At 62.4% G+C, this 26,025-nt stretch carries 22 protein-coding genes and 2 pseudogenes; 14 read left to right on the forward strand and 10 right to left on the reverse strand.

Annotation, left to right across the window (positions count from 1 at the left end; all coding sequences use genetic code 11):
- Positions 1–189: 189 nt before the first annotated feature.
- A complete protein-coding gene (locus UB48_RS13675; RefSeq protein ID WP_045197829.1) occupies positions 190–495 on the forward strand; it encodes a DUF2288 domain-containing protein in 306 nt (101 codons plus the stop codon).
- A 179-nt stretch (positions 496–674) separates the two neighbouring features.
- Here UB48_RS13675 and UB48_RS13680 read toward each other — a convergent pair whose 3' ends face one another.
- Positions 675–2,855 (reverse strand): hypothetical protein, encoded by a 2,181-nt coding sequence (locus UB48_RS13680; RefSeq protein WP_045197831.1) that lies wholly within the window; start codon positions 2,853–2,855, stop codon positions 675–677.
- Positions 2,856–3,056: 201 nt separating this feature from the next.
- Between UB48_RS13680 and UB48_RS13685 the strand changes: the two genes are divergently transcribed.
- A complete protein-coding gene (locus UB48_RS13685) occupies positions 3,057–3,944 on the forward strand; it encodes an NAD(P)-dependent oxidoreductase (protein ID WP_045197833.1) in 888 nt (295 codons plus the stop codon).
- Here UB48_RS13685 and UB48_RS13690 read toward each other — a convergent pair.
- On the reverse strand, positions 3,844–6,120 hold the full coding sequence (locus UB48_RS13690) for a bifunctional diguanylate cyclase/phosphodiesterase (protein ID WP_045197836.1): 2,277 nt from the start codon (positions 6,118–6,120) through the stop codon (positions 3,844–3,846). The two genes, UB48_RS13685 and UB48_RS13690, sit on opposite strands and share 101 nt — an antisense overlap.
- A 278-nt stretch (positions 6,121–6,398) precedes the next feature.
- Between UB48_RS13690 and UB48_RS13695 the strand changes: the two genes are divergently transcribed.
- Complete coding sequence (locus tag UB48_RS13695; protein ID WP_045197838.1) at positions 6,399–7,751, forward strand: MFS transporter; 1,353 nt, start codon at positions 6,399–6,401, stop codon at positions 7,749–7,751.
- Positions 7,752–7,848: 97 nt separating this feature from the next.
- Here the strand turns inward: UB48_RS13695 and rapA are convergent, their stop codons facing one another.
- Positions 7,849–10,695 carry an RNA polymerase-associated protein RapA gene (rapA, locus tag UB48_RS13700; RefSeq protein ID WP_045197840.1) on the reverse strand — a complete coding sequence of 949 codons (2,847 nt, stop codon included), beginning with the start codon at positions 10,693–10,695 and terminating at the stop codon, positions 7,849–7,851.
- A gap of 119 nt (positions 10,696–10,814) precedes the next feature.
- Here rapA and UB48_RS13705 point away from each other — a divergent pair, with 119 nt between their 5' ends.
- From UB48_RS13705 to UB48_RS13730, 7 genes are all read left to right on the forward strand, one after another.
- Entirely contained in the window at positions 10,815–11,501 is a 687-nt protein-coding gene (locus UB48_RS13705; protein ID WP_045197842.1) for a M949_RS01915 family surface polysaccharide biosynthesis protein, read from the forward strand.
- Positions 11,502–11,592: 91 nt separating this feature from the next.
- Positions 11,593–11,922 (forward strand): hypothetical protein, encoded by a 330-nt coding sequence (locus tag UB48_RS13710; protein WP_045197844.1) that lies wholly within the window; start codon positions 11,593–11,595, stop codon positions 11,920–11,922.
- 76 nt (positions 11,923–11,998) lie between these two features.
- Positions 11,999–12,163 carry a hypothetical protein gene (locus UB48_RS27990; RefSeq protein ID WP_093380215.1) on the forward strand — a complete coding sequence of 55 codons (165 nt, stop codon included), beginning with the start codon at positions 11,999–12,001 and terminating at the stop codon, positions 12,161–12,163.
- 134 nt (positions 12,164–12,297) lie between these two features.
- Positions 12,298–12,414 carry a cytochrome c oxidase subunit CcoM gene (gene ccoM / locus UB48_RS28410; RefSeq protein WP_010221102.1) on the forward strand — a complete coding sequence of 39 codons (117 nt, stop codon included), beginning with the start codon at positions 12,298–12,300 and terminating at the stop codon, positions 12,412–12,414.
- A gap of 180 nt (positions 12,415–12,594) precedes the next feature.
- Complete coding sequence (locus UB48_RS13720) at positions 12,595–14,583, forward strand: FUSC family protein (protein ID WP_045197846.1); 1,989 nt, start codon at positions 12,595–12,597, stop codon at positions 14,581–14,583.
- Positions 14,570–14,776, forward strand: coding sequence for a DUF1656 domain-containing protein (locus tag UB48_RS13725; RefSeq protein WP_045197848.1), 207 nt, complete (start codon positions 14,570–14,572; stop codon positions 14,774–14,776). Before UB48_RS13720 ends, UB48_RS13725 begins: the two co-directional genes overlap by 14 nt.
- A gap of 11 nt (positions 14,777–14,787) precedes the next feature.
- The gene (locus tag UB48_RS13730) at positions 14,788–15,657 is read left to right on the forward strand and encodes an HlyD family secretion protein (RefSeq protein WP_045197850.1); all 870 of its coding nucleotides are present in this window, start codon (positions 14,788–14,790) and stop codon (positions 15,655–15,657) included.
- Between the two features lie 4 nt (positions 15,658–15,661).
- Here the strand turns inward: UB48_RS13730 and UB48_RS13735 are convergent.
- Positions 15,662–15,856, reverse strand: a pseudogene (locus UB48_RS13735) (SDR family oxidoreductase); the annotation flags it as partial.
- Between UB48_RS13735 and UB48_RS28415 the strand changes: the two are divergent.
- A pseudogene (locus tag UB48_RS28415) lies at positions 15,844–15,978 on the forward strand (LysR family transcriptional regulator); the annotation flags it as partial. The pseudogenes UB48_RS13735 and UB48_RS28415 sit on opposite strands and share 13 nt — an antisense overlap.
- On the opposite strand, the gene UB48_RS13740 reads toward UB48_RS28415, so the two are convergent.
- On the reverse strand, positions 15,917–17,131 hold the full coding sequence (locus UB48_RS13740) for an ATP-binding protein (RefSeq protein ID WP_045197854.1): 1,215 nt from the start codon (positions 17,129–17,131) through the stop codon (positions 15,917–15,919). The pseudogene UB48_RS28415 and the gene UB48_RS13740 sit on opposite strands and share 62 nt — an antisense overlap.
- Before the next feature lie 189 nt (positions 17,132–17,320).
- Here UB48_RS13740 and UB48_RS13745 point away from each other — a divergent pair, with 189 nt between their 5' ends.
- On the forward strand, positions 17,321–17,644 hold the full coding sequence (locus tag UB48_RS13745) for a DUF2025 family protein (RefSeq protein ID WP_045197857.1): 324 nt from the start codon (positions 17,321–17,323) through the stop codon (positions 17,642–17,644).
- Between the two features lie 34 nt (positions 17,645–17,678).
- Here UB48_RS13745 and UB48_RS13750 read toward each other — a convergent pair whose 3' ends face one another.
- A complete protein-coding gene (locus UB48_RS13750; protein ID WP_045197859.1) occupies positions 17,679–19,121 on the reverse strand; it encodes an amidase in 1,443 nt (480 codons plus the stop codon).
- Positions 19,122–19,226: 105 nt separating this feature from the next.
- Between UB48_RS13750 and UB48_RS13755 the strand changes: the two genes are divergently transcribed.
- Entirely contained in the window at positions 19,227–19,808 is a 582-nt protein-coding gene (locus UB48_RS13755; protein WP_045197861.1) for a TetR/AcrR family transcriptional regulator, read from the forward strand.
- On the opposite strand, the gene UB48_RS13760 is transcribed toward UB48_RS13755, so the two are convergent.
- The gene (locus UB48_RS13760; RefSeq protein WP_045197863.1) at positions 19,805–22,387 is read right to left on the reverse strand and encodes an EAL domain-containing protein; all 2,583 of its coding nucleotides are present in this window, start codon (positions 22,385–22,387) and stop codon (positions 19,805–19,807) included. The two genes, UB48_RS13755 and UB48_RS13760, sit on opposite strands and share 4 nt — an antisense overlap.
- Before the next feature lie 58 nt (positions 22,388–22,445).
- Complete coding sequence (locus tag UB48_RS13765) at positions 22,446–23,519, reverse strand: diguanylate cyclase (RefSeq protein ID WP_045197866.1); 1,074 nt, start codon at positions 23,517–23,519, stop codon at positions 22,446–22,448.
- Positions 23,520–23,648: 129 nt separating this feature from the next.
- On the opposite strand from UB48_RS13765, the gene UB48_RS13770 reads away from it, so the two are divergent.
- On the forward strand, positions 23,649–24,749 hold the full coding sequence (locus UB48_RS13770; protein ID WP_045197868.1) for an MBL fold metallo-hydrolase: 1,101 nt from the start codon (positions 23,649–23,651) through the stop codon (positions 24,747–24,749).
- Here the strand turns inward: UB48_RS13770 and UB48_RS13775 are convergent.
- Entirely contained in the window at positions 24,746–25,639 is an 894-nt protein-coding gene (locus UB48_RS13775; RefSeq protein ID WP_045197870.1) for a formate/nitrite transporter family protein, read from the reverse strand. The two genes, UB48_RS13770 and UB48_RS13775, sit on opposite strands and share 4 nt — an antisense overlap.
- 142 nt (positions 25,640–25,781) lie before the next feature.
- The coding region (locus tag UB48_RS28210; RefSeq protein ID WP_275559739.1) for a hypothetical protein at positions 25,782–26,025 on the reverse strand (244 nt) is incomplete at its 5' end.

Consider the following 26,025-nt stretch of genomic DNA (forward strand, 5'->3'; position numbering starts at 1 on the left):
CCGCCGGGGCAAAAACCAGGGGTGTCGCCTAATCGACAGAAAGTTATAGAAAAACGCCACTGGCTAGCCAGTTTTACTGGCCCATCCCGGGCATTTACCACCTTGTCGATCAATTACTTATTTTGAAACTGGGTTTTTCTGCAAAAATACCGACCTTTATCGCGGTCGAATTATTTCTGGTAGGAACCCATGACAGATCAACCAAGCACCCTCTATGCCAAATTGCTCGGCGAGACAGCAATAATCGAGTGGAAAGCGCTGGAGCGTTTTTGGGCCAAGGGTGACCTGATTTGGGTCGAGCCGACCCTGGACCTGATCGATGTTGCACAGGCAATGGCCGAAAACCGTAGCGAAAGCGTCGCTGCATGGCGTAATGCTGGCACTGTCGGAGCGGTCACTGCAGAGCAGGCACTAGACCTTCAGAGCCGCGATCCAGAGATCTGGGCCGTGGTGGTCTCGCCGTTTATTGTGATTCAGGAAAAGACCAACGGCTGATCACGCGCCAAAATGGTGCGTGAAAATGCACAGCGGGATGGTTTTGGTGCGCGGGACTGTTCAGCCGGGGTGGCTGTTGGTAACAGTTGGGTGTGCCAAGGCAGTGCGGTAACAGTCTGATCGCGGGGCAAGCCTGCTCCTACCGATGTAGGAGCAGGCTTGCCCCGCGATGCTTTCAATCAGTAATCCACTTTGCCGGTATGGCTGTTCAACGAGATCACCCGGGTCTTGCCGATGCGGTGACGGTAGATCTCACGCAGGTATTTCACCGCTTTCTTCACGCATTCGCGTGACAGCCGGATGTCATTGATCGAGACGAACTTGCTCTTGTCGTTGATCAGCTCGCGGTATTTCTTCTCATACATCGGTTTGATCGCGTACCAGTTGGTATCGAGGATCTTCGCCGGGTTCTCGAACTCGTTGAGCAGGTCATCGATGCGGTCTTCATCGAAGGCATCGCTGGTGATGAACTCAAGGATGGCATTGTCCAGGGTATCGTCGAAGCGGTACGGGTTACGCGCAAAACAGCGCTTGATAAAGGCCACGATCAGGGTCAGGAAGTCGTCCGACAGGCACGGGCTCTTGGCGATCAGGGTGGTCAGCGACAGGTTCGCCGAGGCACCGATCACCAGCGCATAGCGCTTGAGCGTGGTGTTGGGGAACAGGCTGTTGAGGTGAGTCTTGAGCCGGTTCAGGTCCATGTACGACAGCTTGTAGTCCTTGGGCAGCGACACGATCGACACCACCGACGAGCAGTTCTTGAAAAAATGCAGGTCGTGCAGCGCCGCCGCGTCGTAGCCGGAGGCCTGGTATTGCTCAAGGGCGGCGCGGTAGCGGCGGGATTCAATCGGCAGCAGGCTGATGCCTTCGATCGCCTGGGTCACCTTGTTGAAGTGCGGCAGGTCGATGGAGCGGAAGAACAGGTCGTCGATATTCAGCCGCGGCTGCTCTTTCTCGAACACCTTGAATTTGTCCGAGCTGGGCGAGGGCTGTTCCGGCACTACCGATTCGGCGTAGGCGATGGCCACGGGGCCTGCCAGGCTCATGAACAGGTCGTTGGCATCCAGGCGGATGGTTTCGCCGATGTCGATGCCGGCACGACGGAAGTAGTTCTGGTCGTAGTCGGTGGTCACTGCCTGGGCGGTGAGGATGTTGAAGATCTGCTGGGAGATGTACTGGTTGGCGTGCTTCTCCATGGCGTTGACGTCGATGTTCTGGATGTTGCCGTCATCGTTCTCTTCGGCGTAGCGCATGATGTCGTTGGAAATCAGCATCATCGCGTTCCACGGGCGGATGCGGCCCATGACGCTGGCCTCGCTGCTGTCTTCATTGTCGAAGTTGTACGAGAAGTCCCATTCCTCGGACAGGTACTTGCACAACAACCGGCCGGCGTTGATGTGCAGGGCTTCGGACATTTCGCTGCGATGATCGGAGATGTTCGGCAGCACGCAGATGCCGCTGGTGAAGATCGGCTCGAAGACGAACGAATGGCCGCTCTTGCCGTCATTCTCGTCGGCCGGCTTGGTGTCGAACGTCTTGTTCATGTACGAATATTGCTGGGCCAGGCCGAACTCCGAAGCCATGCCCGAGCCGGTACCGCCACCGGCGCTGAAGATGTAGAAATACAGGCGTGACTGGTTGGCCTTGATCCCGCAGGAGTCGATCAGGTACGAGTGGATCAGCTTCCAGTCGGCGCTGGAGAAGCGGTGGGTTTCCTTGTTGAGGATGATCTTGGCCAGGTACTGGCCGAGGATCGGCGCGTTACCGGCGCCACCGGCATGGACTTCCGACAGGTCCATGATTTTCATCTTGCTGTAGTCGCGGATAAAACCGCTCTTCTCACCCTTGCGCGAAAAACGGATGCGTCCGGCGATGTCCTTGTCGAGGTCGCCGAGCATCACCAGCGGCTCTACCAGGAACACCGGCTTGGTGCCCTTGTTCTGCACCAGGCGCAGGTTGTTGCGAATCCAGCGCGCCGGGCTGTAGTTCGGTTCGCTGCCGGCGCGGTCTTCGTTGTTGAATTCGTTGAGGTAGAAGGTCCTGGCGTTGTATACAAGTTCTGCGACATCCAGGGCGATGTTCGAGCCACAACGGCCCAGGCCAATCAGGCACACCGAGGGGAACTGCTGGTCCAGGCGCAGCTGGGTGTCGTCTTCGACATGCACGCTGGGCGGGAACACCAGATCACGCAGGCCATCGAGGTTGTCGAGGATGCGCTGGATATCGGTTTCGGTGAAGTACAGGTACTGCTGCGGGTTGAGCGCCCGCGGGCTGTAGTAGCTCGAGCCGGGAGCGCTGTACGCGGGAGTGGGTGATGTCAGCTCGGAAACCGCGTTGGCAGAAGTAGTCTTGGAGGTCATTTTGCGCCATTTGCCTGGGGGTGGGTGGCTGTTCTAGTAGGTAGCATAGAGCCATCACTGGATGAGGTTCGCGACTGTATCAGTGCGCATTTGGCGTGGGCGATAGGGGTTAACCCGATGCCTGTGTAGGAGTTTTCCTTGCCACGCCTGCAAACTGAATCGTCCGATCAGTCAACTTCTTTAATCTGTCTGGAGCTGTACATGAGCACTGCACGTCCTTCGTTGGGGTTTGCCGGTATCGGGCTGATGGGCTTGCCCATGTGTCGGCGGTTGCTGGCCGCAGGTTATCCGCTGACGGTGTGGAACCGCTCGGCGGACAAATGCGCCGAACTGGTCAAGGCCGGTGCCCGCCAGGTGGCGACTCCGGCCGAGCTGTGCCAGCACGCCGAGGTGCTGATGCTGTGCCTGGCCGACACGGCGGTGGTGCGCGAGGTGGTGTTTGGTGAGCAGGGCATTGCTGGCGCAGGCAAGGCCGGCCAGTTGCTGGTGGATTTTTCCAGCCTCGAACCGACCGCTACCCGTGAGATGGCCAGCGAACTGGCGGCGAAAACCGGCATGCACTGGCTCGACACCCCGGTCTCCGGCGGCACGCCAGGCGCTGAAGCCGGCACTTTGGCGATCATGGCCGGTGGTGAGGCGGCCGACCTTGAGCGCGTGCGCCCGCTGTTGTTGACCCTTGGTCAACGCGTGACCCACATGGGGCCGGTCGGGGCAGGGCAGGTAACCAAGGCCTGCAACCAGATGATCGTTGCCTGCAATGCGCTGGTGATTGCCGAGGTGGTGGCGCTGGCCGAGCAATCAGGCGTCGACGCCAGCCTGATCGCCGAGGCCCTGGCGGGTGGTTTCGCCGATTCAAGGCCGCTGCAGATCCTGGCCCCGCAAATGGCCGCCAGTCGCTTCGAGCCGGTGAAGTGGCACGTGCGCACCTTGCTCAAGGATCTGGATAGCGCGGTGAAATTTTCCCGCGAACAGGGTTCGTCGACCCCGATCAGCGGCCTGGCCGCCCAACTGATGCGCTTGCATGGTAGCCAGGGCTATCTGCAAAAAGATCCGGCGACACTGATTGATCTGTACCGGCGTAAGGATTGATGCTGCTCAGCGCCTGTTCATGGCGTTGGTTGAGTTCGCCCAGGATCGGCCGCAGTTCACCCAGTGGCACGGGCCGGCTGAGCAGGTAGCCCTGGAGGTAATCGCAGCCTTGCTGGGCGAGGAACTGGTACTGCTCGGTGGTTTCAACGCCTTCGGTGATCACCTGCAGGTGCAGGGTGTGGGCCATGACGATGATGGCCTGGACGATTTCCATGTCCTGGCGGCAACGCGGTACATCCTGAATGAACGAGCGATCGATCTTCAGGGTGTCCAGCGGCAAGCGCTTGAGGTAGGCCAGTGACGAGTAGCCGGTGCCAAAGTCATCGATCGACAGCGACACGCCCTGGGCGCGGATGCGCTTGAGCAGGGCGATGGTGTTGTGAATGTTGCCCATCAGCGCGTTTTCGGTGACTTCCAGCTCCAGCTGGCGCGCCGGAATGCCGGCCTGACGCAGGGCATCTTCGACTTCCTGGGCCAGTTCTTCGCGGGCCAGGGTCAACGCCGAGCAGTTGACGGTCACCTTGAGCCCGTCGTAACCGTGGCGGTTGAGCTGGGCCAGGTCTTCGCAGGCATGGCGCAACACCCATAGGTCGAGTTCGGCGATCAGGCCGTTGGCTTCGGCAATGCCGATGAAGCGGTCCGGGCTGAGCAGCCCGTGCTGTGGATGTTGCCAGCGCACCAGGGCCTCGAGCTTGGCCACCTGGCCGCTGTGAAGGTCGAAAATCGGTTGGTAGTGGATGCGCAGGCCACGTTCTTCGAGCAGGGCGATGCGCAGTTCTTCTTCCAGTTGCAGCTCGAGGGTGGCGCGGGTTTTCAGGTTGCTGTTGAAGAAGTTCAGGTTGTTGCGCCCGCAACCCTTGGATTGATAAAGGGCCAGGTCGGCGTTTTTCAACAGCTCGTCACAACTGCGGCCATCATCGGGGAACACGCTGATACCAATGCTGGTGGTCATGACCATGCGCCGACCGGCCAGGTCGATCGGCTCCTTCATCTTCTGCATGATGCGCTGGGCCAGATGCCGGGCCTCATCGCGGCTGTGCAGGGCGGTGAGGATGCAGAACTCGTCGCCACCGAAACGGGCGACCACATCCTGGCTGCGGGTGGCGGTCTTGATGTGTGCGGCAATCACCTTGAGCAACTCGTCGCCAGCATCATGGCCGAGGCTATCGTTGATGCGCTTGAAGTGATCGATGTCGAGGAACATCACCGCCAGCATACCGTCATTGGCGGTTTGCTCGGCCAGGCGCTCGGCGAACACCTGGTTGAAGCCGCGGCGGTTGACCAGGTTGGTCAGGGCGTCGTAGTGGGCGGCCTGCTGCAAGGACACCCGGGCCTGGTCGAGCTGGCTGAGCAGCACGTTGACCCGGCGCAGGTCGTGCTCCTTGCTTTGCAGTTTCTTGTCCGAGAGCGCGGCGCTGATGCTGCTGGCGCTGATCAACAGGGTAATGAAGGCGATGGTCAGGCTCAGTTGCAGGCTGTTGTCGCTGACCGGCAGCGACAGCGCGGTGTCCGCGGGTAGTACCAGGGTCAAGGCGGCCATGCCCAGCAGATGGGTCGCGACAATGCCGCCGGCCATCAGCAGGCTGGCGCCGTACTTCATCAGTTGAAAGAGGGTGCCGCTGCCATTGCGCAAATAACGGGCGAACAGCAGCGCCGCGAGGCTGGTGGCGATGGCGGCAGCGACCGAGGCGGCGAACAGGTCGGGGCGATAGAACTGCTGGGCGCTGGAGCGCATGGCGGCCATGCCGGTGTAGTGCATGGCAATGATCCCCAGGCCGAAGCACACCGCCGCTTGCAGGTAGTGGCGCGGCAACAGTTGCTGGCGGCTCAGGGTATTCATGGCCATCCAGCCGGCCAGCAGCATGATCAGCAGCGAGACGCCGGTCAGGGCCACGTCGTAGTGAACCTCCAGCGGCGTTTGCAGGGCCAGCATGCTGATGAAGTGCATGGCCCAGATGCCGCCAGCCAGACAGCAGGCGCCGAGCAAGCGCCATTGCCGCTGGGCCGCGGGTTGCTCGACGTGGCTCAGGCGCTCGGCCATGTCGAGGGTGGCGAAGCTGCCGGCACAGGCGATCAGAAAGGCAAGCAACACCAGGTAGGGGTTGTGCCTGCAATCGAGAAGGATCTGTCCGGTTGCCGGAAGTTCGGCGAGCATTTGCAGCCCCAGCCACTCCATAGCATGCCTCTTTTTCGAGTTGGCACTCGTCCCCCTATAGCCCGCTTGGAGACCGTTGTGCAGGAGTATAGGAACTCAGCATTAGTCCATCCTGAATAATGGCATATTGATTCCTACGATTTGGTCATTGAACCAATAGCGTCGGGTTCTAAAACCGCGAATGGTTACAATTACCCGGTATCAGTCCGGTCAATGGTGGCAGACAGATCGGCAAGTGCCCTCTAGATTCAGTTCGGCGTGCTGGAAAGCCCCGAACAATAATAACGAGGGACTGATCGATGCAGAGCTCCACTCAAGCGGCCAACGCCTGGCGAATCCTGTTCCTGCTGTTTCTGGCCAACCTGTTCAACTTCTTCGACCGCACCATTCCCGCCATCATCATCGAGCCGATCCGCCTGGAATGGCACCTGAGCGACTTTCAGATCGGCTTGATCGGTACCGCCTTCACCCTGGTCTATGCCATTGCCGGCCTGCCGCTGGGGCGCCTGGCCGACAACGGTTCACGCAGCAAACTGATGGGGTGGGGGCTGATGGCCTGGAGCGGGCTGACCGCGGTCAACGGCATGGTCGGCAGCTTCTGGAGCTTTTTGCTGGTGCGCATGGGCGTAGGCATCGGTGAGGCCAGCTATGCGCCAGCCGCCAACTCGCTGATCGGCGACCTGTTCCCCGCCGAAAAACGCGCGCGGGCCATGGGCATTTTCATGCTCGGCCTGCCGTTGGGCCTGTTGCTGGCGTTCTTCACCATCGGTGCGATGGTGCAGGCCTTTGACAGCTGGCGGGCGCCGTTCTTTATCGCCGCAGTGCCCGGGTTGTTGCTGGCGCTGTTCATGTTCATGATCCGCGAGCCGGCGCGCGGCGCGGCGGAGTCGGTGGCGATCTCCCAGGCGCCCGTGGACCGGCCGTTGCGCCGGGTTCTGAGTGTGCCGACCTTCTGCTGGCTGGTGCTTGCGGGCCTTACCTTCAACTTCGCCACCTACGCCTGCAACTCGTTCATGGTGCCGATGCTGCAGCGTTACTTTTTGCTCTCGCTGCAGCAGGCCGCGGTGGCCACCGGAGTGATTGTCGGCCTGACCGGGCTGGTTGGCCTGACCCTTGGCGGCTGGATTGCCGACAAGGTACACCAGCGCTTTGCCAACGGGCGCTTGTTGTTCGGTGCCCTGAGCATGCTGATCGCCACCCTGGCCACCGCCTGGGCGTTGCACGCCGGGCGGATCGAGATCGGCGTGTTCGTGGCGGTGTTCGGTGTCGGCTGGTTGTTTGCCTACAACTTCTATACCTGTGTCTACACCGCGATTCAGGATGTGGTGCAGCCGCGTCTGCGGGCCACGGCCATGGCGCTGTTCTTTGCCGGGCTTTATCTGCTCGGTGGCGGCCTGGGGCCGGTGGTGGTGGGGGCGCTTTCGGACCATTTTGCCGTGGCGGCCATGCAGGCAGCGGGGGCGGTGCAGATGAGCGAGGCATTCAAGGCTGAAGGCCTGCACGGGGCGATGTACCTGATACCGGTGGCGTTGATGTTGACGCTGGTGTTCCTGCTGCTGGCCTCGCGGTGCTTCAGCCGGGATGCGCAGAGGATGCGCGAGGGGATGGTGGCTGACAGCGAGGAGGCAGCGGGCAAGCTTGCACAAGCGTGAGGGGCCTCATCGCCAGCAAGGCTGGCTCCCACAGGGTTCGATCTCTGCCAAAAGATCCTGTGGGAGCTGGCTTTGCCAGCGATGAATACGACGCGGTTTATCCGGCGACCAGCACCCGAATCGCTTCCAGGCGCAGCGCCGCTTTATCAAGCATCGCCAGGCCTTGTTCACGCTGCTTGCGCAGGGCGTCGATTTCGCTGTCGCGAACGGTCGGGTTGACCGCTTGCAGGGCGATCAGGCGCGCCAGCTCTTCATCGGTTTGCGCCGCCAGCCGGCGTTGGGCTTGGGCGACACGTTCGGCATGGCGCGGCATGATCTTGGCTTCGCCGTCGTTGATCCGCGGCGCCAGCACGTCGCGCTGGGCCTGGATGAACTTGTTGGCGCTGGCCTTGGGCACGCTCTCGAGCTGGTCGTTGAGGGTCTCGAAGGACACCCGCGAAGCCAGGTCGTTGCCGTTGGCGTCGAGCAGGCAGCGCAGCGCGGCCGGCGGCAAGTACCGGCCCAGCTGCAGGGCGCGCGGAGCCACCACTTCACTGACGTACAGCAGCTCCAGCAGCACGGTGCCGGGCTTGAGCGCCTTGTTCTTGATCAGCGCCACCGAAGTGTTGCCCATCGAACCGGACAGCACCAGGTCCATGCCGCCCTGGACCATCGGGTGCTCCCAGGTGATGAACTGCATGTCTTCACGCGACAGCGCCTGGTTGCGGTCGTAGGTGATGGTCACGCCTTCGTCGTCGCCCAGCGGGAAGCTGGCGTCGAGCATTTTTTCGCTCGGCTTGAGGATCAGGGCGTTTTCCGAGTGGTCTTCACTGTCGATGCCAAACGCGTCGAACAGGGTTTCCATGTAGATCGGCAGGGCGAACTGGTCATCCTGCTCAAGGATCGCCTCGACCAGCTCCTGGCCTTCACCGGCGCCACCGGAGTTGAGCTCCAGCAAACGGTCGCGACCACTGTGCAGCTCGGCTTCGAGGCGCTCGCGTTCGGCACGGGCCTCGTCGACCAGCGCTTGCCACTCATCGTCATCGCCGCTTTCGAGCAGCGGCAGCAGGCGCGGGCCAAACTGGTGCTGCAGGGCGTTGCCGGTCGGGCAGGTGTTGAGGAAAGCGTTCAGGGCCTGGTTGTACCACTGGAACAGGCGCTCTTGCGGGCTGTTCTGCAGGTGCGGCACGTGCAGCTCGATGGTGTGCTTCTGGCCGATGCGGTCCAGGCGGCCGATACGCTGCTCGAGCAGGTCCGGGTGGGCTGGCAGGTCGAACAGCACCAGGTGGTGGGCGAACTGGAAGTTGCGGCCTTCACTGCCGATTTCCGAGCAGATCAGCACCTGGGCGCCGAATTCTTCGTCGGCGAAGTAGGCCGCAGCGCGGTCGCGCTCAAGAATGCTCATGCCTTCATGGAACACCGTCGCGGGGATACCGGAACGCACGCGCAGGGCGTCTTCCAGGTCCATGGCGGTTTCGGCGTGGGCGCAGATCACCAGGACCTTGACCCGCTTGAGCATCTTCAGGGTGTCGATCAGCCAGTCGACCCGAGGGTCGAAGCGCCACCAGCGCTCTTCTTCGCTGCCTTCGCTCTGGGACTGGAAAGCAACCTCAGGGTACAGCTCGGCGTGCTCGCCCAGCGGCAGCTCCATGTACTGGTCGGGGTTGGGCAGCGGGTAGGGGTGCAGGTTGCGCTCAGGGAAACCCTGGACCGCCGCGCGGGTGTTACGGAACAGCACGCGGCCGGTGCCGTGGCGGTCGAGCAACTCGCGAATCAGGCGGGCGCTGGCCTGGGTATCGCCATCGTTGACCGCAGCCAGCAGGGCTTCGCCTTCGGCACCGAGGAAACCCTCGATGGTGGCGTGGGCCTTGGGCGACAGGCGGCCTTCGTCGAGCAGCTCCTGGACCGCTTCGGCTACCGGGCGATAGTGCTCGCTTTCGGCGCGGAACGCGGCCAGGTCGTGGAATCGGTTCGGGTCGAGCAGGCGCAGGCGCGCGAAGTGGCTGTCCTGGCCCAGTTGCTCCGGGGTCGCGGTGAGCAGCAGCACGCCGGGGATGACCTCGGCCAGTTGCTCGACCAGGGCGTACTCGGGGCTGACCTGGTCTTCATGCCAGACCAGGTGGTGCGCCTCGTCGACCACCAGCAGGTCCCAGCCGGCGGCAAACAGCGCGTCCTGGGCCTTTTCGTCTTCAGTCAGCCATTCCAGGGCAACCAGCGCCAGCTGGGCATCCTCGAAGGGGTTGCTGGCGTCGCTTTCGATAAAGCGCTCGGCATCGAACAGCGCAACCTGCAGGTTGAAGCGCCGGCGCATTTCCACCAGCCACTGGTGCTGCAGGTTCTCCGGGACCAGGATCAGCACACGGCTGGCGCGGCCCGAGAGCAACTGGCGATGGATCACCAGGCCGGCTTCGATGGTCTTGCCCAGGCCTACTTCGTCGGCCAGCAGAACCCGCGGGGCGATACGGTCGGCCACTTCACGGGCGATATGCAACTGGTGGGCAATCGGTTGCGCGCGGGTGCCGCCCAGGCCCCAGAGCGACGACTGCAACTGACGGCTGGTGTGCTCGAGGGTGTTGTAGCGCAACGAGAACCACGGCAGCGGGTCGATCTGCCCGGCGAACAGGCGGTCACTGGCCAGGCGGAACTGGATGAAGTTCGACAGCTGGGTTTCCGGCAGGGTACGCGCCTGGTTCTGCGCGTCGAGGCCGTGATAGACCAGCAGGCCGTCGACATCCTCGACCTCGCGCACGGTCAGCTTCCACCCTTCGAAATGGGTGATCTGGTCGCCAGGCGAGAAGCGCACCCGGGTCAGGGGCGCATTGCGCAGGGAGTACTGGCGGGTGTCGCCAGTGGCCGGGTAGAGCACGGTCAACAAGCGGCCGTCCTGTGCCAGAACGGTCCCCAGACCTAGCTCGGCTTCGCTGTCGCTGATCCAGCGTTGCCCCGGTTGATACTGCTGCGCCATACTGCCTGACTCCCGCCATGAAAAAGCCGACTATCTTAACGGATAGCTCTGTGCAGACCAAAGAGTCTAGCAACTTCATCGACGAAAACCGCTGTCGCCATTGAGGGCCCGATACAGCCATGCCGATCTCCAACCCGTGGTTCATCCGAACGCTGGCCGTGGCGGGCGTGCTTCTGCTGGCTGCCTGTGACAACAAAGGTTTCGAAATTCTGGCGCCGATTCCCGCTGCGCAACTCGAGGCCCTGGGCGTGCAATCGCCGCTGCAGAGCGTGCATTACCACGACCGCGAGGGCGAAGGTTTGCTGGTGCTCAGCCGCAATGACGACCAGGTCAGCGATGAAGAGACCGATCAGGACGTCGATCGCGTGGTGCTCACGGCAATGCTGTATGAGCGCCAGGGCGATGGCAGCTTCAAGCCGCGCTGGAAGATCGAGAACGAGACCACCTGCTCCGGGCTCGACCTGGATGTCGGCTTTTATACCGACGTCAGCGGCGTCAGTGACCTCGACAACAACGGCCTGGCCGAGCTGACGGTCGCCAGCCACGCCTTTTGTGGCGGCGGCGTCGACCCCCATGAACTGCGTGTCGAGTTGCGTGAGGGCCAGGCCAGCTATGCTATCAATGGCCAGTCGCTGATCGCTATCGAGGGCGAGCAGCCATATGGCGGTGAGCGCGAAGACAGCCCGTCGCTCAAGGATGCACCACAAGTGTTGCGCGATCACGTGAACGACGTCTGGAACAAAGTGCTCAAACGGCCGTGGAGCGAAGCCCAGCCCGCCCCGACGGACGAGGACGAAGAACAGTAGCCGGCAACTGTGAAGCGCCCCGCACATTTTGCCGGCACTGGCTCAAGGCCCGTGGCCATCAGCCGACACACTGGCGACAGGAGATCATCCCATGCTGCCGCCCCTCATCCCGCTCAGTGCTGCACCCGTGACACAACAACTGGACCCGGTAAAGCCGACGCCAGACATCAAGCCCGTGGTCCCGGCGCAACCGAGCTCCAGCGACAGTACCATTGACCTCAAGCAGCGTGACCCGGAGCAGGCCGCGATCCTCTTGCGCGAAGAGCAGCGCCGTCAGCAGCGCCGACGCCCGTCGAGCCAGGACGAAGAGCTGTACCAGGCGTTGCCCGGCGATGAAGTCAACGCCGACAACACCGTGCCGGTGGCACCCTTGATGGGTGAGCAGCCGCGCCAGGGGCTGCTGGTGGACATCGAAGTCTGAAGATACAAGCGCCACTGGTCAGCGCCGGCTGCAGCCTTCATGATTGCAGCACTGCAGTCAGCTTTCCGAGCCCGCCATGAGCCAAGAAAACAACCTGATCGACCTCGGTGCCGAACGTGCACGCCGGGTCCACGACCTCAATGAAAAGCGTCTGAACGAAGTTCGTCAGGCGTTCGAGCAGGCCATGCCGCTAGGCAAGGCCAAGAAGAAAAAGCCCAAGGGCAAACCCAAGAAGCGTTGAAAACTTGATGCAGGTCAAGCCTGCACCCGCCTTGCGCGCCCGGTTCCGGGCGCTATTGACCTCGGTCAATTTCCTCCCCCGAGCCATTCGCTACCTTAAGCCCATCGGACAGGTTCAGGCGAATGGAGGCCGACATGTTCTTCGATAATGTGGTTATCGCTGGAGTGATTACGGTCGGTCTGATGCTGATGTTCTTCGTCGGATTCGGAATATTCATCTGGAAAGACTCGAACAAGCGCAAAGAGCGCTGATCCTTTCCAGTCACGAGCACGCAAGGCATTTAGGGCGACTTCGGTCGCCCATTTTTTTGTCTGGTGAAAAAACCTTTCAGCTCCTCTGGACTATTAATAGTTAGCTAACTAATAATTAAACCCTGAACTTCTCGCTTCATCCTGACTATCTTTACTACACCGTCGTTCAAGGTGCGTCCCGTGCCCATCACGTTGCAGGCCCTGCTGGCGCCAAACAAAACCGCTGTGCAATTTGCCCTCAAAACCCTGCTCGGTGGCGGCCTGGCCCTGTGGCTGGCGCTGCGCTGGGGGCTTGAGCAGCCGGCCTGGGCACTGATGACCGCGTTTATCGTTGCCCAGCCGCTGTCGGGGATGGTGGTGCAGAAGGGCCTGGCGCGTCTGCTCGGCACCCTGGTCGGCACGGTCATGTCGGTGCTGTTCATTGGCGCCTTCGCCCAGACCCCGTGGCTGTTCCTGTTCGCCCTGGCCTTGTGGCTGGCGCTGTGCACCGCCTGCTCGACCTTGCTGCGCAGTGCCTGGGCTTATTCGTTCGTGCTGGCCGGTTACACCGTGGCAATCATCGCTTTGCCGGCCATCAACCATCCGCTGCTGGTGTTCGACCAGGCGGTGGCGCGCTGTACCGAAATCTGCCTGGGGATTGTCTGCGCCACGGCCACCAGCGCCTTGCTCTGGCCGATGCGCGTCGAGCAACAGCTGAGCGGGCAGGCGCGCCAGGCCTGGCAAAGCGGGCTGCAGGCCGCCAGCGCCGCCTTGAGTGGTGAAGAACAGGGGCGCAAGGGCCTGCTGGAGATTCTCGGGCGCATCGTGGCGGTGGATTCCCAGCGTGAACATGCCTGGTTCGAAGGCAGCCTCGGCCGTCAGCGCGCCCGGGCGATTCGCGGGCTGAGCCAGAAACTGCTGGTGCTGCTGCGCATTTCCCGTTCGGTGCGCCGGCAATGGCGGCAACTGGATGAACAGCAGGCGCAGCACCTGGCGCCGTGGCTGGAAGAGGTTCAGGCGCTGCTGGCCAGCCCCGACCAGGCCGGCCTGTTGCTGTTGCGCCAGCGCGTCTGGGATGCAGCCCACGATGAGCAGATCAGCTCCGCCGAACACTACTGTCTGGCGCGCCTGACTCTGTTGCTGGACAACGCCATGGCCGCGACCCTGGCCCTGCGTGGGGTAGAGGAGGGCAAGCCGGCCGTCGATGTGCCCGACAGCCTGGCGGTTCACCGCGACGTATCGCTGGCGCTGCTGTTCGGCTCGCGCAGCGCCCTGGCGTTCCTGGCCATGGCCAGCTTCTGGTTGGCCACTGCCTGGCAAGCTGCCCCCGGTGGCCTGGTGCTGACCTGCGTGGTCTGCAGCTTGTTCGCCAGCCGCGAGAATGGCGCGCAGATCGGCATGAGTTTTTTGCGCGGGATACTGTTGGCGATACCGGTGGCGTTCGTGGTCGGGCAGATCCTCCTGCCGGAGCTCAGCGGTTTTGCCATGCTCTGCCTGGCCATGGGCGTGCCGCTGTTCTTTGGCGCCCTGGGCATGGCCAATCCGCGTATTGGCGCCACCGCTACTTCTTATTGCCTGCACTTTATCGTGCTGGTGGCGCCGCTCAATGTCATGAGTTTCGATGTCGCCAACTTCTTCAACAGCGCCCAGGCCATGCTCATGGGTGTCGGCGCCGCAGTGCTGGCGTTCAAGTTGCTGGTGCTGCGCAACCCGGCCTGGCATGGCAAACGCCTGCGCGCTGCCACCCAAAGCGACCTGGTGCGCCTGACCCGCCGCGACCTGCGCGGCGCCGACAGCTGGTTTGGTGGACGCATGGCCGATCGCCTGTTGCAACTGGCCCGGCACTACGGCGCCTTGCCCGAACAGGAGCGCGGGCGTTGGGACGATGGCCTGCACGGCCTGGATATCGGCGACGAGCTACTGCACCTGCGCATGTGCCTGGCAGTCGCCCAGGCGCCGGTAGCGGCGGCTGAGCGCCAGTACCTGCAACAACTTGAATCAGTATTGGCCAGCGGCCCGGCCCCGGGGCGTGGCCAGCGCCTGGATGCGGCCAGCGAGCAGTTCATCGACGCACTGCAGAGCGTGCCTTCGAGTGACCCGCTGCGCCTGGCCATCGGTGCTGTGCTGCAATTGCAGAAGAGCTGGGGCAAGTGGTGCCGTCGACAGGAGGAAATCCATGGGCTTGCGTGAATGGGCGCTGGGCGGTGTGTTGCTCAGTCCGTTTCTGCTGTATGTGTTGTTGGCCTTGCTGCTGACCGGGGTGTTGCGCCTGTTGTTGCGCTACACGCCGTTGGGGCGCTGGGTCTGGCATGAGGCGTTGTTCGACTGCGCGCTGTTCGTTTGTATTCTGACCCTGGTGACCCACGTGCTGGGGCCGTTATAAGGAGTGTGACCATGCGTGCTGCTGTACGTATCGCAGTAACCCTGTGCCTGGTGGCGGTGGCGATTTTTGCCGGCTGGAAGCTCTGGCAGTACTACATGCTCACGCCCTGGACCCGTGATGCGAAGATTCGCGCCGACGTGGTGATCATTGCCCCGGACGTATCTGGCTGGGTACGTGAGCTGAAGGTGCGTGACAACCAGCAGGTCAAGGCCGGCGAGTTGCTCATGTCGATCGACCGTGACCGCTTCGAGGCCGCCCTGGACAAAGCCAACGCCGTGGCCGAAACCCGCCAGCAACAACTGCGCCTGCGCGAACACGAAGCCTCGCGCCGTGCCGCCCTCGGCCCCCAGGCGATCAGCGCGGAACTGCGCGAAAATGCCCAGATCAACGCCGCCGTTGCCCGTGGCGAATTGCGCGAAGCGTTGGCCGAGGTCAAGGTCGCGGCCATCAACCTGGCGCGCAGCCAGGTCAAGGCGCCGCGCAGCGGGCATATCACCAACCTGCGCCTGGCCGAAGGCAACTACGTCAATGCCGGGCAGGCGGTGATGGCCCTGGTGGACGACTCGACCTTCTACGTCCAGGCCTACTTCGAAGAGACCAAGCTGCCACGCATCCGCGTCGGTGACCCGGTCAAGGTCTGGCTGATGAGCGCTGGCGAGCCGATGCAGGGGCATGTCGAGAGCATCAGCCGCGGCATCACCGACCGCAACGCCAACCCCGACAGCCAGTTGCTCGCCGAAGTAGAACCGACCTTCAACTGGGTGCGCCTGGCCCAGCGCATTCCGGTGCGGATCAAGCTTGATCAGGTACCTGAAGGGGTCAACCTCAGCGCCGGCATGACCGCCAGTGTGCAGGTGCGCGAGGACCAAGTGCAGCGCTGAGCGCTTAAAGAAACATGCCGCCGGAGACTTCCAGACGCTGGCCGGTAATCCAGCCGCCGCCATCGCCAAGCAACAGGGCAACCGCGGCGCCGATATCGACCGGCAGGCCGACCCTGCCCAGGGCGGTGTTGCCGGCGATAAAGTCATTGACCTCGGTGTTGTCGCGTACCACGCCGCCGAAATCGGTTTCGATCGCCCCCGATGCCGGTGTCATTACTCTACGCCGGGCAACTACACCTGCCGCAACGGGTGCGGGCATTCATGGACTGGCTGGCGCAGTTGCTTCAGGCACCACTCGATCAAGCGGCAAGCGAAAGGTAAACAGCGTACCGGCTTCGGCGCTCGACACCACCTCCATGCGCCCGCCGTGGGCCAGGGCAATCTGGTTGGCGATATACAGGCCCAGGCCCAGGCCGGGTTGCGGCGCATCATCGCGTGGCCGTGAAAAGGGCTGGAACAACTGCGCCATCACCTGGGGTGCAATCGGTTCACCGAGGTTGTGCACACCGAGGACGAACACCCGCTCGCGGATATCGGCCATGACATTTACCGGGCTGTCGGCGGCGCCGTGGGTGAGGGCGTTGGCAATCAGGTTGGACAGCAATTGGGTGACCCGTTCACGGTCGCATTGGATGTCGCCGAGATCGCCGATGTTCAGCCGAATCAAGCGCTGCGGATGCACCCGTTGCAGCTCCGAAGCCACGTGGCTGAGGGCGTCGGCCAGATCCGGGCAGGGTTGGACGTTGATCATGATGCCGTTGCCCAGGCGGCCACGGGCAAAATCCAGGACATCGCGGACCAGCTGGTTGGCGCGCCGGCCACAGGTCAGGATGTGCTGGGCGATGGCGCGGCTTTTTTCGTCCTGCAGGCGCTGGCTGAGCAGTTCGGCACCGGCGGTGATGGCGAACAGCGGATTGCGCAGGTCGTGGCCGAGCACGGCGATGAACTGTTCACGCAAGTCGGCGATGGCGCGTTCTTCTTCCAGGGCCTGTTCGGTTTGCTGGGCGTTCTCTTCGCTTTCGATCTGGATCGACAGCAGGCGGGCGAAGGACTCCATCATCGGCTGGATGGCGCTGCCCTTGAGATTGGCCGGCAATGGGTCGAGGGCGCAGATGGTGCCGAAGAAGCTGCCGTCGGTGCGAAACACCGGCACCGAAATATAGCTTTCGAACTTGTAGATACGCGGGGTGTGGTGGTTGCAGTACAGCTCGTCTTCGCTGGCCTTGTCGATCACGATGGTCTGGTGGCTGGCGCGGATCTCGTGACACAGGGTGGTGATCAGGTCGAGTTCGCCGCCGACCTCCAAGCCAAAGCCCAGCGAGTCGAGCACCGCGCAGGCCGTCCAGCTGCTGTCGGTGACCCGGGCGACGGCGGCGAAACGCAAGCCGGTGGTCTCGCAGATCACCTGCAGGATGGCCGGTACTGCGTTGATTCGGCTGATCGTGGCGATATCGGAAGTGACGGCGGTGCTCATGAATCATCCACGTTCGCTGACTACTGGAAGGCGTTGAGAAAGATAAGTCTAGCGAGCAACTGCCGCTTGGGTAAAAAAATCCTTTACCGAATGCGATGAATTTCCATTAACCTTGATCCCCGAGTTGCCCGCCAGAGCGCAACCCCTATCGCCCAGCGTGCCAATCCCCTTTTTCAAGTGAGGTTTGACATGCACATCACATCCCAGGACATCTGCGCCGCTGCTGACCAGCTCAAGGGCTTTGTCGGCTTTCATCGCAAGCTTGGCAAGCACATCGTGCGTTTCAGCGAAGACTCGTTCGGCATGGACGTGGCTGACGATAGCATCACCCCGAGCAACGAATTCGTCTGGCAGGCCGCCGAGGCCGAGGTCATGACCTTGAGCCGAGCCTTGATCGAGATTCTTCTGGCGCAGAACGTCGATGAACGGTTGAATGTGACCGAGCCGCTGCGGGTTTACCTGCGCCGCAAGGATTTGCCGGAGATCGCCGCGCAGCGACGGCTGCGGGCCTGAGCGGCCACATCGCCGGCGTTGCCGGCGGTGCTTTTCAACTATGCGCCGCCCAGACCGGCGGGGTGCGCCCCCGCCAGGGCAACGCCTGCTCCAGTTGCCCGGCCAGGCTCAGCAGCAGGCGCTCCCCCGCAGCCGCGGTGGTAAACTGCATACCCACGGGCAAGCCGCTGGCCGGATCCTGATACAGCGGCAGCGACATCGACGGCGTACCGCAGATGTTGGCCAGGGCGGTGAAAGGCGAGTGGTTGAACACCCGATGCATCCAGCCCAACCCGTCGAGCTGTTCCTGGCCGGCGTTGTAGGCGCCGATCACCGGCGGCAACTGGCTCAGGGTCGGGCTCAGCAACAGGTCAAAACGCTTGAAGAACCCGCCCAGTTGCCGGCTGACCTGATTGCGCTGGTCCATCGCCGCCAGCAGGTCGGTAGCCGGCAGCGCCTGGCCGTAACGGTTAAGCGCCAAGGTTGCCGGTTCAAGCCAGTCAGCATCGAGCGGGCGACCCGTCTGGGCACTCAATGCGTCCAGCCAGGCTGCGGTATTGCTGGCCCAGAAGCGCGCGTTCATCTCGACAAAAGCATCCCACGACAGGCCGATGTCCAGGTCTACCTGCTCGCACCGGTGGCCAAGACCTTCAAGGGTGCGGACCAGGCCCTGTAGCGCCTCGAGCATCAGCGGATCGCTGCGCTGGCCATTGAGCGGATGCAACTGCACGGCAATTTTCAACGGCCCAGGCGCTTGCTTGAGCGCACTCAGGTAACTGCCCTGTGCTGGCGCCACCTGGAACGGGTCACCGGGTTCTGCCCCGGCCATGCAATCGAGCAGCAGGGCGCTGTCACGCACCGAACGGCTGAGCACCCCCTGTACCGCCAGGCCGTTCCAGGCCTCGTCCAGGAACGGCCCCATGGAGATCAACCCGCGGCTGGGCTTCAAGCCAAACAAGCCGCAGGCTGCAGCCGGCACCCGGATCGAACCGCCGCCATCGGTGGCATGGGCCACCGGCACCATGGCGCTGGCTACCGCTGCTGCCGAACCGCCGCTGGAGCCACCGGCGCTGCGGTTCAGGTCCCAGGGGTTGCGGGTCGGGCCGCACAGGCGCGATTCGGTGGTGGTGCTGATCGCCAGTTCCGGGACGGTAGTGCGCCCCAGGGTGAGCAATCCTGCGCGGCGAAACCGCTGCATCAGGAACGAGTCGGCACTGCTGCCGGTGCCCTGGGCCAGGCGGCTGCCGAACTCATGAGCACGGCCCTGCATGCTGATCGCCAGGTCCTTGATCAGAAACGGCACGCCATACAACGGACCTTCAGCAGCGCTTGGCAGAGGTTCGTCGTGCCAATGTTCAGCCAGCGCATTGAGCCGGGGTTCGACGTTGGCGATGGCCTGTCGCGCCGCCGCCTGCACTTCAACGGCACTGACTTGCCTTCGAGCAATCAGCTCGGCCAGGCCAATGGCATCGAATTGCACATATTCACTCACCTTCATTGCGCACTCCCGGGGCAATTGACGATAAAATACCGATGGGTATCGAGAGATACTCAAGAGTATAGAATGATACTGATTAGTATCGTCGTCAACCGGAGTTTGCCCATGCGTTCGCAACGAATCGCCCGCTTGCCCCCGCGCGAGCGGGTCCTGGATGCCGCCCACGAGCTGTTTTTCAACGAGGGCATCAGCCGCGTCACCGTCGATGCCATTGCTGCCAAGGCAGAAACCACCAAGATGACCGTGTACCGGCATTTCGAATCCAAGGACGTGCTGGTAGTGGAGTGGTTGCGTCTGTTGATGGCCGAATACGATGAACTATGGGCGCGCCTGGCCGAACAGTTCAACGGCCAGCCGACGCGACAGATCCTCGGATTTGCCGAATTCCTGGTCCAGGAACCGCTGCTGTCTTCGCACCGTGGCTGCGCCTATACCAACACCCTGGCGGAGTTGCCGGTGTGTGACAGCCCGGCACGCGAGTTGATCGAGGCGCACAAGCGTCGTCAGGCGGCGCGCCTGGTGCGCTTGTGCGAAGAGGCAGCGATGGTCGAACCGCAGCAGGCAGCGTTCGAACTGACCCTGCTGCTTGAGGGGGTACAGATCGTTGCGCAGAACAAGGGCTTCGACCAGGTCGGGCCGAACCTGCTCAAGCTGGTGCGGGCGCGGTTGGGGTTACCTGCGGCCTAGGAGACGCTGGCGCGGTTGTTGTCGGCAGATTGCAGCAGCGCCTCGAAAGCCAGTTTGTCGATCGGTTTGCTCAGGTAGTAGCCCTGCACCTCGTGGCATTGCTCCTTGCCCAGGGCCTTGAGTTGCTGCTCGGTCTCCACCCCTTCGGCGGTCACGGTCAGGCCCATGGCCTTGCCCAGGTTGATGATCGCCTGCACCACGGCGCGGTCGTTGCCATCGCTGCTGAGCCCGGCGATGAAGCGCTTGTCGATCTTGATGCTGTCGAACGGGTAGGTACGCAGGTAGCCCAGCGACGAGTAACCGGTGCCGAAGTCATCCATGTTCAGGCGCACGCCCAGTTCCTTGAGTGCATTCATGGTGCCCAGCGCACCTTCGATATCGTTGAGCATCACGTTCTCGGTGATCTCCAGTTCCAGGCGCTGGGCCGGGAAGCCGGTCTCGACCAGAATCTGGTGAACATCCCTGACCACGTCGCTGCGCGAGAACTGCGCAGGCGAAAGGTTGACCGAAACCAGCAGGCCGGCCGGCCAGTTGCGCGCGGTTTCACAGGCTTCGCGTAGCACCCAGCGGCCCAGGGGCACGATCAGGTCGGTCTGCTCGGCCAAGGGGATGAAGGTGTCCGGGCCTAATAGACCCTCGACTGGATGCTGCCAGCGCACCAAGGCCTCGACCGAGACGATCTCGAGGGTCTCGAGGCGGTAGCGGGGCTGGTAGTGAAGGATGAACTCGTTGTTTTTCAGCGCCTTGCGCAAGTCGTTTTCCAATTGACGGCGGTACTGGATCTGCTCGTTCATCTCTGGCGAGAAGTAACGCCAGGTGTTCTTGCCCTCGGCCTTGGCCTGGTACAGGGCGATGTCGGCGCAGCGGATCAGCTCGCCGGCATCGAAGCCCTGCAGGCGCGTTTGCGCCACACCGAGGCTGGCGCCGATGTGCAGGGCCTGTTCTTCGAAGTAGATCGGCTGGTGCAGGCTGTCGATCAAGCGCGCGCAAAAGCGGTCGATTTCGTTGCGGCTGTCCATGCCGTTCATCACCAGCACGAACTCGTCGCCACCCAGCCGCGCCACCAGGTCGCCGTCGCGGGTCGACTCGCGCAGGCGCGCGGCTACCTCAAGCAGCACGGCGTCGCCGGCAGCGTGGCCGAGGGAATCGTTGATCGGCTTGAAGCTGTCCAGGTCAAGCAACAGCAAGGTCAATGGAGTGGCGTCCTGGCCCTTGAGCAATGCCTGATCAAGAAAGCGTGAGAGCTTGTTGCGGTTGGCCAGGCCCGTCAGCGCGTCGTGCATCGACAGGTGCTGGATGCGCGCATGGGCCGCCACCTCATCGGTAATGTCGCTGGCGGTGCCGCGATAGCCGACCAGCTTGCCATCGAACACGATCGAGCGCGCCGAGACCCGGCAGAAGCGCACCTGGCCGGTATGGTCGCGGTAGGCGCAGCGCAGGTTGGCGACCTGCTGCGAGTCGGAATCGGCCTGGTTGTCGAGCCACTGGATCAGCGGCGTGGTCTCGCAACTGAGCAATTGATTGAGCGGCTGGCCCAGCCAGTCTTCACTCTGAAAACCGGTCACGGCGACGAAGCGCTGGGACAGGTAGCTGAGGCGGTGATGGCGGTCGGTTTCCCAGATCCAGTCCGAGGCCGCCTCGGCCACGGCGCGAAAGCGTTGCTCGCTGGCTTCCAACGCCAGGTTGCTGGCTTGCAGGCGGCGCAGGTTGGCATCGATTTGCCGTGAAGTGCGCAGGGCATAGCGGAAGAAGTACACCATCAGCAGGCCCAGCACCAGCATGGCGCCAAGCAGCGGCGGCAACACGGCCCAGAGCAGTTGGTCGCCAGGGCGCGGGGTGATCCAGTCGAGCCGGTAGCCGGTGTCGCCGAGCATCAGGCTGGGCTGGTCCGCCAGCGGCGCGTCGGCTTTTTCGATGTGCATGCCGGCAAGGCCGACACCGGTGCCCAGGCGGGTGAGTTTTTCCGGGGTCAGCTGATCGACGAAGAGCATGACCGAGGTGGTTTGCGGGTCGATGCTCAGCACCTCGTCGTCCGGGCGAATGGCGGCGGCAACCAGCACGGCGGGCCAGCCGTTGAACAACACATGCTCGGTGATCTGCTGGCGCTCGGCTGCAACTTTGCGCGCCTTGGCGATAATCGGGCCCAGCGGGTTCTCTATATAGGTGCTCGCTGGCGCCTTGCTCAACTGGCCTTTGAACAGGGCGTATTTGGTGGTTTGGTCATCGACGACGAACACCCCTTCGTAGCCGCTGGCGGTGTACAGCGAATCGCCGACGTTCTTCTCGTCATAGGCCCAATGCAGGTCGGGGCTGGCATTGAGGTGCTCGTAAGCGGCGTTCCATACCGCGTAGCTGGAGAGAAACTGGCGCGACGACTCCAGGCGCTGGTCCAGGGCTTTATGGGCGTAGAAACTGCTTTTTTCCCGCTCGTTGGCATTGAGCGTGGTGGCGATGTTGAACAATGCCCCCAGGGCGATCAGGCAGGCCAGGGCGAACAACGCGGCAATCGCGGCAATAAGCTTGCGCGTCTGCAGGCTAGGGCGCTGGCTGGCTGGCGGAACATCGGCAATCCTGTCCATACGCGAGCTGTTCCTTAATGAAGCAGCATCCCTGCGGCCGTACCGCAAGGACGAACGTTCAGTCAGGATAGGCCAGCTTCAGCGCGCTGAGGTCCGAATGGGCGAAATTGACCTGGTTACGCCCGGCTTTCTTCGCGCAGTACAGGGCTTTGTCGGCCTCGTTGAGCCAGGTTTCCGGGTCGGGCAGGGCCGCGCTGCAACTGGCCAGGCCGATACTGAGGCTGATGCGCAGCTCCGGCAGTTGCGGGTTGCGGTAGCTGCCAACCCGCTCGCGCAGGCGTTCCATGGCCTGACTGGCGTGTTCCATGCGGGTATCCGGCAGAATCACGCAGAACTCGTCACCGCCGTAGCGTCCGGCCAGGTCATCTTCGCGCAGGGTGCGTTTGAGCTCGTTGCTCAACTGGTGCAGGACGCAATCGCCGACCACATGGCCGTAGGTGTCGTTGATGGCCTTGAAATGGTCAATATCGATGATCGCGATCACCGCCTCGCGGCCTTGCTGCTGGCAGATCTGGAACTTGAGCTGCAGCAGGTCCTTCCACGAGCCGTGATTGAGCAGGCCGGTGAGGCTGTCGGTGCGGCTCAGGGCGCTTAGCCGGCGCTTGTGCTCAGACAGCTTCATCGCCAGGCGGTAGCAGACCCAGCCAACGGCCATGGGATACAGGGTCAGCATCGGCAGGCAGGCATAGACCTGCAGGGTGCTGGCATGCAATTGCAGCCCGGGGCCGAACAGGGCCATCGACAGCAGCATGCCCAGGCCCTGGATCAGCAGGCCCTTGATGAACAGGCGCTGGCCGCCGGCAGCGAAGTTGTTCATGGCCATCATCGCCAGGATGGTCACGCTGGGCAGGGGATTGAACTGCAGGGTGGCGGTCCAGAACCCGCCCATCAGCGAGTCCAGTTGCAGGTTGCGGTACTCGGCGTGATACGGAACCTTGGCGCGCAAGGCAATCTGATAAGCCAGGTGCGGCCACACCAGGCCGTTGAACAGCAGCAGGCCCCATACCCAGGCGGGCACCGGCAGGCTGGAAATCCCGGCCATAACGCTGAGCATGCCGATCCCCAGGCCGATGATGCGCGGCAGGTAGATCCGCTGTACAAATGAAAGTCCCTTGCCGTTTTTCTTTTCCATCATGGATGCTGGTCTGTTCCGGGGCGCCGTTTATCGCATAAATGCTGTCAATATTGTTGAACAATCGCAGGCTGTTGAAAAATGGCCTTACAAGCCATTTCACGGTTGATGCAATCACTGTGGGGTACCATGAAACTTACCTTCATCCTTGGAGTGTTTCTGCTCATGGCCCCGCTGACTCCCCAGGCCGGTGAACCGGCGCAACGCCAGGATGGGCGTTATCGCAACCAGGCGCAGTTGCCCCAGGACGGGGTGATGAAAAAACTGCGTATCGGCCTCAAGTACCTGTTCCTGAAAAAGCCCGCCGATACCCGCCCCAGTGTCAGCATCGCCGTGCAGCCACTGAGCCGCCAGCAGTTGCTCGAGGCCCCGGACCACAGCGTCTGGCGCCTGGGGCATTCCACGGTATTGCTGAAACTGCGCGAGCGCTTCTTCATTACCGACCCGGTGTTCGCCGAGCGCGCCTCGCCGGTGCAATGGGCCGGGCCCCTGCGCTTTCACCCGCCACCGCTGAAACTCGAGGAGTTGCCGCCGTTGACCGCGGTGATCCTCTCCCATGACCACTTTGACCACCTCGACGAGCAGGCCATACGCCAACTGGCCGTTAGCGCCGAGCACTTTATTGCGCCTTTGGGGGTGGGCGATATTCTGATCGGCTGGGGCGTACCGGCGGCCAAGGTCAGGCAGCTGGATTGGTGGCAGGAAACCAGCGTCGAAGGTGTGCGATTTGTCGCCACCCCGGCGCAGCATTTTTCTGGCCGCGGCCTGTTCGACAGCAACAGCACCCTGTGGGCCTCCTGGGTGATGATCGATGACCAGCTGAAAGTGTTCTTCAGTGGCGATACCGGCTATTTCGACGGCTTCAAGGAAATCGGCAGGCAGTACGGTCCCTTTGACCTGACCCTGATCGAAACCGGCGCCTACAACGTCAATTGGCCTGATGTACACATGCAGCCCGAGCAAAGCCTGCAGGCGCACCTCGACCTGCGCGGGCGCTGGCTGTTGCCGATTCATAACAGCACCTTCGACCTCTCCACCCACAGCTGGCATGAACCCTTCGACCGTATCCTGGCCCTGGCCAACGCGGCGCAGGTACCTTTGAGCACGCCGCAGATCGGCGAGCGGGTCAGTATCGAGCAGCCACACAGCGGGCCGGCCTGGTGGCAGCCCAAGCCACAACGGGAATTACGCAAGGGCGGTGAGCGGGCGCTGGCGGCGCGCGAGCCCTAGGGCTCCTTGTCTGCCGACGGTTGTTTGTGCTGCTCACGGCGGGGCAGGGCGGAGGGTGGCTTGCCGCTATCGCTGCGCACTTGGGCGTGGCTAATCAGGGCGAATATAAAGCTGCCGCCTATGATGTTGCCGATCAGCGTCGGTGCTGCGAAGTCCAGCCAGAAGGCCGCCCAGCTTATCTCTCCGGCCCAGACCAGGTAGGAAACTTCCACCGAGCCTACAACAATATGGGTGAAATCACCCAGGGCCATCAGGTAGGTGATCATCAGGATGATCCATACCTTGGCAGTCTCCATCGACGGGATCATCCACACCATGGTGGCGATCATCCAGCCCGAGATGATGCCCTTGGCGAACATCTGGTTCAGGTCGTTCTCCATCACCTTGCGGCCAACGTCGAGAAAGGCGACGTCGGTCTTGCTGTCGAAGATCGGCAGGTTGAGCATCACGTAGGACACCAGGATGGTGCCGGCCAGGTTACCGACCAGCACCACCGACCATAAACGCAGCAAGCGGCCGAAGTTGCGCACGGTCGGTTCGGTCATTACCGGCAACACCGCCGTCAGGGTGTTTTCGGTAAACAGTTGCTGGCGGGCGAGGATCACCGCGAGAAACCCGGCCGAGTAGCCGAGGCTGGCAATCACTTGGCTGCTGTCGCCTTGCGGCAGGCGCGAATAGAACAGCCCCATGGCCATCAGCGACAGGCCCATGGTCAGGCCGGCAGCCAGCGCCGACCAGAACAGTGCGGCAATGGTGCGCTCCAGTTCCTGGTCACCCTGATAACGGATGATCTCGTGTAGCACCGCCGCGCGGGGCGGCTGGTTGTGGCTGACTTCCTGCTCTTCGTCTGCAGACAGGCCCGGGGTCTTGCCGCTTTGCGCTTCACTCATGGCGGTGGCTCATCTTGTAGGGTGCCTTATCTACAGATCAACGCGGCTTTGAATAGTTGCTTTAAAGGATGGTAGCTGCAAGCTACAAGCTTCAAGTTGAGCGCGGTGTTACTGCTTTTACTTGTAGCTTGAAGCTTGTGGCTTATAGCCAAAACGCCCCCGCTGAAACAAAGTTGAAATAAGTCCTTGACGCCCCCTCAGATCTCTCTATAATTCGCCCCACTTCCGGCGCAGTCGGAACTGAAAACTCCTTGATTTTCAAAGAGTTAGCGGTTCCAGGGTCATCCGGAGGTGCTTCGATCGAAAGATCGGCAGCGGTGAAAAAGGCAGTTGACAGCGGTTTGAAACGCTGTAGAATTCGCCTCCCGCTGACGAGAGATCGCAGC

Source organism: Pseudomonas sp. 2(2015), assembly GCF_000955865.1.
Lineage (GTDB): Bacteria > Pseudomonadota > Gammaproteobacteria > Pseudomonadales > Pseudomonadaceae > Aquipseudomonas.